Raw genomic sequence first — 10,657 nt, 5'->3', positions numbered from 1 at the left:
GCCTCCATGCCCAGCAACAGCCGCTCCCTGGCGCTGTTGCTGGGTTTGTTGCTGTTGGGGCTCAGTGCCCTGTGCGACTGGTTCAGCCAGGCACCCCAGCTGGCCACGCCCCTGCTGATCAGCGCCGTGGTGAGCGCCGTGATCTGCGCCTGGGGGGTGCCGCAGCTGCGGCGACTGAAGCTGGGACAGGTGATCCGCGAAGAGGGCCCCCAGGCTCACCAGAGCAAGGCGGGCACCCCCACCATGGGCGGCCTGCTGGTGGTACCGGTGGGCGTGATCGCCGGAGGCCTTGTGGCGCCAGCTGATCACCGCTTGATGGCAGTGGCCGCCATCACGCTGGCCACCATGGCGATCGGTGCGGTGGACGACTGGCGCAGCCTCACCAAACGCCACAACACTGGCCTCAGCCCCCGCGGCAAGTTGCTGCTGCAGGGTCTCAGCGCGATCGCCTTTCTGGCCTGGGCCCACTGGGATCAGCAGCTCGCTCCTTTCATTGCCCTGCCGCTGGGCTGGGTGCTGCCTTTGGGCCTGCTGATCCTTCCCCTGGGCCTGTTTGTGTTTTTAGCCGAGAGCAACGCCACCAACCTCACCGATGGCCTCGATGGCCTGGCGGCGGGCTGCGGAGCGATCGTGTTCAGCGGCCTGGGGATCCAGCTGATGCTGCGAGGCCACGAGGGTGATCCAGCGATGGCGGGCTTCTGCGCCGCGATGGCCGGCTGCTGGCTGGGTTTTCTGCTGTTCAACCGCCACCCGGCGCGGGTGTTCATGGGCGACACCGGGTCACTGGCCATGGGTTCGGCCCTGGCGGCGGTGGCACTGCTGAGCAACAGCCTCTGGCCGCTGCTGCTGATGGGCGGGGTGTTTCTGGCGGAATCGCTATCGGTGATCGTGCAGGTGTGGGTGTTCAAGGCCACCAAGAACCCCGCCACGGGCCAGGGCAAACGCGTGTTCCGCATGGCGCCGCTGCATCACCACTTCGAACTGGGCGGTGCCAGCGAGCAGCAGGTGGTGGTGGGCTTCTGGCTGATCAGCCTGATACTGGTGGTGATGGGACTGGTGCTGCTCCCCTGATGGCGTACTTCACCTGGAAGGAAGCGGGCCTCACCGCCGATTGCGCCAGCCTTGAGGCAATGGCGGCACGGTTTGAAGAAGCGGCCGCCTTGATGCGCCGGATGGCCCATGAAGGTTTTGTGCTGGAGCGCCACAGCGACGGGCAGCACATCACCCACAGCGATGAATCGGTGTTTGCCGCCTATGGGTTCATCGATGAGCAATCGCCGGTGCGGCAGCTGGATCTGATCGACCCGGCATGAGCAATCCGGCCTAACCAGCCGCGCTTCAGCCCGGACGGCGCAGGTAGCCCACCAGCCAGACCACGATGAAGGCCAGGGCTGAGATCCCCAGATACACCAGAGTCCAACGCTGCAGGCTCTCAATGCTCAAACCATTGAGCAGGCCATCGGCCGCATCGCCGGCGGTGGCGTAGCCCAATAACAGCCAAGCCAACGGAAGGAACTGCAGCACAGGGGGGCGCCGGGGCAGGATCGGGGCAGTCTCTCGCCTCAGCCGCGGCCATGGCCAGCCCCACCTTTCCGCGCACGCTGATGCTGCTGGGCAGCGGAGAGCTGGGCAAGGAGGTGGCCATCGCTGGCCAGCGCCTTGGCTGCCGGGTGATCGCCGTGGATCGCTACGCCGGCGCACCGGCGATGCAGGTGGCCGATCAGGCCGAAGTGGTCGCCATGACCGACCCTGAAGCCCTCAAGGCCGTGGTGCGCCGCCACCAGCCGGATGTGGTGATCCCCGAGATCGAAGCGCTGGCCGTGGATGCCCTGGCGGAGCTCGAGGCCGGTGGCATCACCGTGATTCCCACCGCCCGGGCCACAGCGGTGACGATGAATCGCGATCGGATTCGTGATCTGGCCGCCAGCGAGCTGGGGCTGCGCACCGCCCGCTTCGCCTACGCCGAAAGCGCCGAGGAGCTGGCCACCGCCGCCGCCCCCCTGGGCTGGCCGGTGGTGGTGAAGCCGGTGATGAGCTCCTCCGGCAAAGGCCAAAGCGTGGTGGATGGTCCGGATGGGATCGCCGCGGCCTGGGATGCGGCGATGGCCGGCGCCCGCGGCAGCGGCGCGCGGGTGATTGTGGAGGAGTTTCTGCGCTTCGAGCAGGAGATCACCCTGCTCACGGTGAAGCAGTGGAACGGGCCCACCCTGTTCTGCCCGCCGATCGGCCACATCCAGGAGCGGGGCGATTACCAGTGCAGCTGGCAGCCAGCCCACCTCGACTGGGATCAACTGGCCGCCGCCCAGACCATGGCGCGCCAGGTGACCGACAACCTCGGTGGTGCCGGCATCTTCGGGGTGGAGTTCTTCGTCTGCCGGGGGGCAGACGGCGGCAGTGAAGTGGTGTTCTCCGAGCTCTCCCCCCGCCCGCATGACACCGGCCTAGTGACCCTCGCCGGCCAGAACTTGAGCGAGTTCGAGCTGCATCTGCGGGCGGTGCTGGGCCTACCGATCCCTGAGATCCGCTCCACGGGGCCGGCCGCCAGCCGCGTGATTCTTGCTGAACAGGCCAGCGAAGCCGTGCGCTTCAGCGGCCTTGAGCAAGCCCTGGCGGAGGTGGATGTGCAGGTGCTGCTATTCGGCAAGCCCGATGCCCGCCCGCACCGGCGCATGGGCGTGGCCCTGGCCAGCGGAGCCAATCTTGAAGAAGCCCGAGCGCGCGCCGATCAGGCGGCGGCAGCGATCACGGTGTTGCCGGGCCGCTGATCCAGCTGGGCGAGAGGCCCAGATGCCCCTGGCCACAAGGGAAGACGCGCGATACGGTGCGCCCACGCACACCGTCCATGTCGCAGGCCCAGCCCAATCCCGCACCGCGCCACCGCCAATCCCGCGGCCGCCTGAAGCCTGTTGACAAGCAGGAGCGGCAGGGTCGTCGTGGCGCCGCAACGACCCGCCAGGCCGCGGTGACGCCGATGGAGCCGCGGCGGCGCACCAAAATCGCCAAACGCGGTGTGCCGCGCCTACCCCTGTTCCTCGCCGGGATCGGCCTGGGCTACGGCCTCAATGGCCCGCTCCCCCACCTCGCCACGGCCCTGCTGGCTGGGCTGCACCACCCCAGCCATGTGCTCGGTTCCCTGGTGACACCGGCTGGCATGGGCGACCGGCGCATCGTGGTGATGGGCACCGACCACGTGAGCACCAACACCGATGTGATGTTCACGGTGCAGCTGCGCGATGGCCGCACCGAGCTCACCCAGGTGCCGCGCGACACCTTCATCGAATCGGATCGCCACGGCGTGATGAAGGCCAACGCCCTCTACAGCAGCGGCGGGCCGGAGATGGTGAAACAGGAGCTGAGCAAGCTGCTCTCCGCCAAGGTGGATCGCTACCTGGTGCTCAACCTCAACGCCGTGCAGCGCCTGGCTGATGCCATCGGCGGCGTGGAGGTGGATGTGCCGAAGCGCATGGTCTACGTGGACAACAGCCAAGGGCTGTACATCGATCTCTATCCCGGCCGGCAGCTGCTCAAAGGCGAAGCCCTGGAGGGCTTCCTGCGCTTCCGCCACGACGAGCTCGGCGACATCGGCCGGATGGAGCGCCAGAAGCTGGTGCTGAAAGAGGTGTTCAAAAAACTGGCGAATCCCGCCATGGCCACCCGCCTGCCGGAACTGATGAACATCGCGGGCAAAGACGTGCTCACCGACCTCTCCCCAGTGGACATGGGCGCCCTGGTGAGCGCGATGGCCACCACCAAGCTCAGCTCCAGCCGCTTGGAGGGAACCCCCTACTGGCATGAAGACATCAGCTATTGGCTGCCGGATGCCAACCCCCACCGCGACCTGTATCGCAGCCAGGAGCAACCGCCCCTCTAAGCCCGGGCAGCACTTCAGCGCCGCAGAAAGCGGTAGTGATCCAGACCCTCCAGCACGCCCCAGGCCTGGCGGCGGGAGGCGAAGAACACCTTGGAGCGGCGGCGCAGATCATCGAGGGAACGGTCGTGATCACCCACCACCACCCCAAGGGCGCGGCCGTTGAGAAGTTCGCCATCACCCTGCTGCGACGCCACCACCAGCACCTGCTCCAGCGGCAGGCCCCAACACAGGCTCAGATGGCGGATCGCCTCCGCCTTGGAGGCCCGTAGCGGCAGCACATCCAGGAACCAGTGGTGGAACAGGTGGGCGCGAGCCTCCAACTGTCCTTGGCGCAGGCGCTGACGCACCATCTCAAGCACACCAGCCGTTGGCGCTTGGAGGGTGTAGCTCAGCTTGAACGGGCCCTGCTGGGCTGGAGGTTGCAGCACCAGGCGTGGGGCCAGATCGGCGAGACCCTGCTCCACTGCCTTGCGCTGCCAGCCCTGGGCGATGTGATCACGCCAGGCCAGATCCGGCACACCTTCTGGGCCATACAGGATCTCGGCTCCGGCCTCCAGGATCCACACCTGCGGCGGTGGCAAATGCAACTCGTGGTAGCGCAGGCTGGCTGAGGCAAAGCTGCGGCCACTGAGCATGCCGATGCCGCAGCCGGCATCCGCAGCCAAACGGCGCCGCAACTCCTGCAACCCCGCAGGATCCGGCGCATCCAGGCACACATCGAGATCCAGCAGCAACAGCCGCTGCACCGGTGCCGCCGCCGAGGCCGGCAAGACGGGCTGCGGGCGCTGGTCCATCAGCTCCTGGCAGCGGCGCTGGGCCTGGCCGAGATAAGCGCAGACATGGGCGTCCCAACTGAAGTTGCGGCTCACGGCCTCAATGCCGTTGTCGCGCCAGCGGCGCCAGCGGGCTGGATCGGCAGCCGCGGATTCCAGGGCCTGCTGCAGATCGTCGAGGTCGGTCACATCCACGAGCTGGCCATTGGCGCAGCGCTGCAAGATGTCGCGCGGCCCGCCGTCATCGGTGGCCACCAGGGGGAGCCCGCAGGCGGCGGCTTCCAGCAGGGTGAGCCCGAAGGGCTCGGTGAGCGCCGGGTTCACGAAGACCCCGCCATGGCGCGCCGCCCAGCGGTAGATCGCGGGAATGTCGTCGCCGCGGTGCTGCTTCGGATAGGCCACCCGCCCGTAGAGATCAAAACGATCCACCAGCTCAAAGATCTGCTGGAACTGATCGCGCTGCTGTTTCTCCATGGAGCGGGGATCCTCGCGGCAGCCCAGCACCAGCACCAGATTGTGACGCTCCTGCAGCAGAGCCGAGCGGCCAAAGGCCTCCACCAGGGCCGGTACGTTCTTGCTGCGCACGGCGCGGCAGATGCAGAGCAGCGGCGGTTTGGCCGGATCACGCAGGAACGGCCGCATCAACTCCGCCACCGCCTGCTCCTCGCCGGGCAGCTGCTGGGGGTGGAAGCGGCGGGCATCCACCCCAGGCGGCACCACCACCGCCCGGCTGGCGATGAAGTGGTCGTAGCGGCTGTATTGCTGCTCCGCCTCCTGCTGGGTGCTCGTGATCACGAGGGCGGTCTGCGCCAGAGTGCGCTCCTCGGCGTCAATGCGGCGGCCGATGCCATAGGTGTGCTCGATCTGATCGTGAGCCATCCCCCCGGCCAACAGACGGCGCTGCTTTTCACGCCCCAGGGAATGCCCCGTGAACACCAGGGGAATCCCCAGCCGCTGCGACACGAGCGCTCCCACATAACCGGCATCGGCGTAGTGGGCATGAATCCAATCCGGCCGTCGCTCCTGTGCGGCGATGTGGGCCACCACCCCATCGGCCAGCTCATCGAGGTGGGGCCAGAGCAGCTCCTTGCGCAGATAGCGGCGCGGCCCGCAGGGCAGGCGCACGATGGAGGCTCCACCGCCCAGGTCTTCCTGCGGCTCGGCGTAATCCGGGGAGACGCGCTTGTCGTGAATCAGCCGGGTGAGCGCCTCCACCCGATCCACCTCCGGGCGCGCCGCCAGAGCCCGCATCAGCTCAAGCACATAAGTGGTCTGCCCACCGGTATCCGCATCACGCCCTAGTTCGAGGTCATGACCTCGAAAGAGCCCGTGCACATGAAGATGAAGCAGATAAAAACCCACCCAGATCTCCGGCGCTTAACTCAGCTTTAACCGAAATTTCAAGGGCGGGCCGCACAGCATTCAGGAAAAATCCCGAAATGACGCACAAATGCTGACGCAAATATCCTAGAGAAAATCAGGCTTTGCCCACCAGTTTCTGGCGCAAACCCTTGATGCGATCGCGCAAGTTGGCGGCTTCCTCGAACTCCAGATTCTTGGCGGCATTCTTCATCTTCTCTTCCAACTGCTGAATCAATTCCGGCAGAGCATCGAGCGGCACCTCGTTGTGCTCCGCCTGTTCGGTGGCCTGCTCGAGCTGCTCGTCGTTGAGCCGGCGCGACACCTCCAGAAACGCCAGGATCGAATTGCCGGCCCGCTTGCCTGCAGGCGAGGGCGTGATCCCGTGCTTCTCGTTGTAGGCCTGCTGGATGGCACGGCGGCGCTCCGTTTCCGTGATCGCCTTGTCCATGCTGTCGGTGAGGTTGTCGGCATAGAGCAGGGCCACGCCTTCCACGTGCCGCGCCGCCCGGCCGATGGTTTGGATCAGCGAGCGCTCCGCTCGCAGGAAGCCTTCCTTGTCGGCATCGAGGATCGCCACCAGCGACACCTCCGGCAGGTCGAGGCCCTCCCGCAGCAGGTTCACCCCCACGAGCACGTCGTATTCGCCGTTGCGGAGGTCTTGGATGATTTCGATCCGCTCGATCGAGTGGATCTCGGAGTGGAGATAACGCACCCGCACACCGTTCTCGGCCAGGTAATCGGTGAGATCTTCCGCCATGCGCTTGGTGAGGGTGGTCACGAGCACCCGCTCCTGCTTGTCGGCGCGGATACGGATCTCACCCAGCAGATCATCCACCTGGCCATCGGTGGGGCGCACCTCCACGATCGGATCGAGCACACCGGTGGGGCGGATCACCTGCTCCACCACCTGGCCAGCGCTCTGGCGCATCTCCCAGTCGCCCGGGGTGGCGCTCACAAAAATCGTCTGGCGCGCCTTGTGCCAAAACTCCTCGCCTTTGAGGGGGCGGTTATCCGCGGCGGACGGCAAACGGAAGCCGTGCTCAATCAGCACCTGCTTGCGTGATTGATCGCCGTTGTACATCGCCTGCAGCTGACTGCAGGTGACGTGGCTTTCATCCACCACCAGCAGCCAGTCCTCGGGGAAGTAATCGATCAGGCATTCCGGTGGCGTACCGGCGGGGCGTCCGGCCAGATGACGGGCATAGTTCTCCACACCATTGCAGTAGCCCACCTGCTCCAGCATCTCCAGGTCGTAGGTGGTGCGCTGCTCCAAGCGCTGGGCTTCCAGCAGCCGGCCCTGTTCGTTGAGCACATCGAGCCGCTCGCGCAGCTCAGTGCGAATCTCCTTGATGGCACCCTCCAGCCGCTCCTTCGGGGTCACGAAGTGCTTGGCCGGGTAGATGTTGATGCTCTCGAGGCTCTGCAGGATCTCGCCGGTGGTGGGATCCACATAGCGGATCGCCTCCACCTCATCGCCAAACAGCTCAATCCGCACCAGCCGGTCTTCATAGGCCGGGCCGATCTCCAGCACATCGCCGCGCACGCGGAAGCGGCCGCGGGAAATTTCCAGGTCGTTGCGGGAGTACTGGTTGTTCACCAGATCCCGCAATGAACCACGCAGATTGAGGGTCTCACCCACCTCAAACTTCACCGCCGCCTTGAGATATTCACTGGGAATACCCAGGCCGTAGATGCAGCTGATCGACGCCACCACGATCACATCGCGGCGCTCAAACAGTGAGCGCGTAGCCGAGTGCCGCAGCATGTCGATCTCTTCGTTGATCGATGCTGTTTTGGCGATGTAGGTATCGGAGACGGGCACATACGCCTCCGGCTGGTAGTAGTCGTAGTAAGAGATGAAGTATTCAACGGCGTTGTTGGGAAAAAATTCCCGTAGTTCATTGCACAGCTGCGCCGCCAGCGTTTTGTTGTGCGCCAACACCAGCGCCGGCCGCCCAGTCTGAGCGATCACGTTGGCGATCGTGAAGGTTTTGCCCGTCCCCGTGGCTCCCAGCAGCGTCTGATAGCGCTCACCGCCTTCCACGCCGGCCACCAGACCAGCGATCGCATTGGGCTGATCACCCTTGGGGCTGTAGGGAGCGTGAAGCTGAAACGGAGTGGCCATCAGGCCATTCTCGGGCAGTTAGCCCAGGGGCGTGGTGCTCATCAGCAACGAAGCGCGGGTTGCCGAAACCTCAAGCCCGAGCATGCCCAGGATCAGCGCGGAAAGAACGGCGTACACCACCGCACCGAGCACAGCACTCACCACTCCATTGCGCAGCCGGAAACCCTGAATCAACCAAGCCGCCAGCGCAAACAGAATCACCGTGATCAACCAGTTGTAGAGCCAACTGACAGGAGCGATCAGCCCACCCAGGCTGGTGATCGCCCAGGGCAGGGCCAGCACGGCCTTGAGCGGCAGCACCAATAGGGTGCCCAGCAAACCAATCACCACCGCCGAGAGCAGGGCGACGCCAAAACTGTCGACCTCAACCCCAAGGGGCAGGGCCGCCACGATCAGCAGCACCAGGGCCCGCACGGGCCACTGCAACAACCAGAGCAAGGAAAAACCCACAACCACGGGCGGAGCTCACCGCAACGTAGTCATGGGTTTCGAGGCTGACCGCAGCAGCGGTTCAGGTTGGATTCCGAGCGTTGAGCGAGGCTCTCGCGATCAAACAGCGGCGCTGACTGCGCTGCCGAGGGCTTCGCGCAGACCACGCACCACAGCCACCATCGCCAGCTGGTCGTTCAGCTTGTTCACAGCCGAACCCACACCCACGCCAGCGGCACCGGCGGCGATTGCCATCGGCACGGTGACCGACGACAGACCGGAGGCACAGAGCACGGGCACGCTCACAGCGCGGCTGATGCTGTGGGCAGCGGCCAAGGTGGGAGCCGCCTTCTCGATCAGGCCGAGGCTACCGGCGCTGAAGGGCTTGGCGCTGGTACCACCTTCGGTTTGGATGATGTCGGCGCCGGCAGCCACCAGATCAGCAGCCAGCTGCTCCTGCTGATCGAGGGGCAGCACGTGGGGCACGGTGACGCTCAGCACCACCTCAGGCAGCAGCTCACGGGTGCGGCGGGTGATCGCCAGCACTTCCTCGGCATCGAAGATGCGGCCGAGGGGATAAAAGGCGTCGTAGTTGCCGATCTCCACCATGGCGGCACCGGCGGCAACTGCAGCGGGGAACAGCTCTGGATCCACGGCGCTCACGCAGATCGGCAGACCGCTCACCGCGGCAGCCAGCTGCACCAGAGCCGGATCGCAGGCCACATCGATCACGTCGGCGCCGCCCATGCCAGCCGCAACGCTGATGCGCTCCACACTGGCGGCATCGAAGTTGGTGAGACCGGCGATCACCTTGAGGGCGCGGCGCTCCTCCAGAGCCAGACGAAGCGAAGCGGGCAGCTGGGCGAGACGCGACATACCAGTGCAGACAAAGTAGAGCGATTCTCCCACGCAGCATTTGGCGCCACGCTGGAGCCGCCACCACCTGCGCCTGCACCGTTGGCTGCTGCAGCGGCCAGCGCTGCTGCCCGATGGCGCCAGCCTGCTGATTGCCGTGTCGGGCGGCCAGGATTCGATGACGCTGGTCGGCCTGCTCCAGGATTTGCAGCGCCTGCATCACTGGCGGCTGCAGCTGTGGCATGGCAACCATCGGCTGCGCGCCAATGCCGGCGAGCAGGCCGGCGAACTGGCGAACTGGGCGGCCCAGGAGGGCCTCCCAGTGCAGATCGAGGTGTGGCAAGAGCCCGAACCCGCTGAGGCGGCCGCCCGCGCCTGGCGCTACACCGCCCTGGCGGCCGCCGCCAACCGCTGCGGCGCCAGCCATGTGGTGACCGGCCATACCGCCAGCGACCGCGCCGAAACGCTGCTGTTGCAGCTGGCCCGCGGCAGCCACCGCCGCGGCCTGGCCAGCCTGCGGCCGCAGCGACCGCTCACGGCGGAGCTCACCCTGGTACGGCCGCTGTTGCTGTTCACCCGGGCTGAAACCTGCCAGATCCACAGGCAGCTGGGCCTACCCCTCTGGCTGGATGCCAGCAACGACGACCCCCGCTACAGCCGCAACCGCCTGCGCCAGGAGGTGCTGCCGGTGCTCGAGCAGCTGCACCCAGGCGCCAGCCGACGCATCAGCGGCGTGGCCGAACGGCTGGCCCAGGAGCAAGACAGCCAGCAGGAGCTGGTGGAGCTGGCCATGAAAGGACTGCTGGCCAGCCCACCCGCGCCCCACTTAACCCTGCAGCGGCGCGCTCTGATGGCCCTGCAACCCGCCAACCAGCGGCATCTGCTGCAGCACTGGCTCAAGCGCCAGGGGGTGAGCAGCCTCCCAGCCCCACAGCTCGAGCTGCTCCTCGCCCGCCTGGCCCATGGCCGCGGGCCGGGCAGCACCGATCTGCGCGCAGGGGTCCGGTTGCAGTGGGACCGGCAGCACCTCTGGTTGCAGCAAGCCAGCGCTGGCTCACCGCAGAAGGCAGAGCCGACCGAGTCGCCCTAAACAAGGAGACAAGCAGCAGCCCCCGCATGCCGCCAGTGCCCATGCCCAGCCCGGAGGAGCAGGCCTACAGCGCCGTGGAGCGGGCCTATGGCCAGGGTGACTTCGCAGGTGCACTGAATCAGGCCGAGGCGCTGCAGCCGCAGCTCCAGCCC

Annotated in this window: 10 protein-coding genes; 5 read left to right on the top strand and 5 right to left on the bottom strand. The window is 66.4% G+C overall.

Annotation, left to right across the window (positions count from 1 at the left end; genetic code table 11):
• The first annotated feature begins 6 nt into the window (after positions 1–6).
• The gene (mraY, locus tag ACIQ2E_RS08215) at positions 7–1,071 is read left to right on the top strand and encodes a phospho-N-acetylmuramoyl-pentapeptide-transferase (protein ID WP_398328772.1); all 1,065 of its coding nucleotides are present in this window, start codon (positions 7–9) and stop codon (positions 1,069–1,071) included.
• The gene (locus ACIQ2E_RS08210) at positions 1,071–1,313 is read left to right on the top strand and encodes a hypothetical protein (RefSeq protein WP_398328769.1); all 243 of its coding nucleotides are present in this window, start codon (positions 1,071–1,073) and stop codon (positions 1,311–1,313) included. The genes mraY and ACIQ2E_RS08210 overlap by 1 nt, the downstream gene beginning before the upstream one ends.
• 25 nt (positions 1,314–1,338) lie before the next feature.
• Here the strand turns inward: ACIQ2E_RS08210 and ACIQ2E_RS08205 are convergent, their stop codons facing one another.
• Entirely contained in the window at positions 1,339–1,524 is a 186-nt protein-coding gene (locus ACIQ2E_RS08205) for a cytochrome B6 (RefSeq protein ID WP_398328766.1), read from the bottom strand.
• A gap of 50 nt (positions 1,525–1,574) precedes the next feature.
• On the opposite strand from ACIQ2E_RS08205, the gene purT reads away from it, so the two are divergent.
• On the top strand, positions 1,575–2,765 hold the full coding sequence (gene purT / locus ACIQ2E_RS08200; protein WP_398328763.1) for a formate-dependent phosphoribosylglycinamide formyltransferase: 1,191 nt from the start codon (positions 1,575–1,577) through the stop codon (positions 2,763–2,765).
• A gap of 77 nt (positions 2,766–2,842) precedes the next feature.
• Positions 2,843–3,871, top strand: coding sequence for an LCP family protein (locus ACIQ2E_RS08195; RefSeq protein WP_398328760.1), 1,029 nt, complete (start codon positions 2,843–2,845; stop codon positions 3,869–3,871).
• 14 nt (positions 3,872–3,885) lie between these two features.
• Here the strand turns inward: ACIQ2E_RS08195 and ACIQ2E_RS08190 are convergent, their stop codons facing one another.
• The 4 genes from ACIQ2E_RS08190 to ACIQ2E_RS08175 form a co-directional block, all read right to left on the bottom strand.
• Entirely contained in the window at positions 3,886–6,006 is a 2,121-nt protein-coding gene (locus ACIQ2E_RS08190) for an HAD family hydrolase (protein WP_398328757.1), read from the bottom strand.
• A 115-nt stretch (positions 6,007–6,121) separates the two neighbouring features.
• On the bottom strand, positions 6,122–8,131 hold the full coding sequence (gene uvrB, locus ACIQ2E_RS08185) for an excinuclease ABC subunit UvrB (protein WP_398328754.1): 2,010 nt from the start codon (positions 8,129–8,131) through the stop codon (positions 6,122–6,124).
• An 18-nt stretch (positions 8,132–8,149) separates the two neighbouring features.
• Complete coding sequence (locus ACIQ2E_RS08180; RefSeq protein ID WP_398328751.1) at positions 8,150–8,587, bottom strand: phage holin family protein; 438 nt, start codon at positions 8,585–8,587, stop codon at positions 8,150–8,152.
• A gap of 93 nt (positions 8,588–8,680) precedes the next feature.
• On the bottom strand, positions 8,681–9,436 hold the full coding sequence (locus ACIQ2E_RS08175; RefSeq protein ID WP_398328748.1) for a DUF561 domain-containing protein: 756 nt from the start codon (positions 9,434–9,436) through the stop codon (positions 8,681–8,683).
• A gap of 40 nt (positions 9,437–9,476) precedes the next feature.
• Between ACIQ2E_RS08175 and tilS the strand changes: the two genes are divergently transcribed.
• Positions 9,477–10,505, top strand: a complete 1,029-nt coding sequence (tilS, locus tag ACIQ2E_RS08170) for a tRNA lysidine(34) synthetase TilS (protein ID WP_398328745.1) — start codon at positions 9,477–9,479, stop codon at positions 10,503–10,505.
• Positions 10,506–10,657: the final 152 nt, after the last annotated feature.

The sequence above is a fragment of the Vulcanococcus sp. genome (assembly GCF_044369115.1).
Lineage (GTDB): Bacteria > Cyanobacteriota > Cyanobacteriia > PCC-6307 > Cyanobiaceae > Vulcanococcus.
The sequence above is the reverse complement of the archived record's forward strand: the minus strand, read 5'-3'. Positions and strand labels throughout refer to the sequence as shown.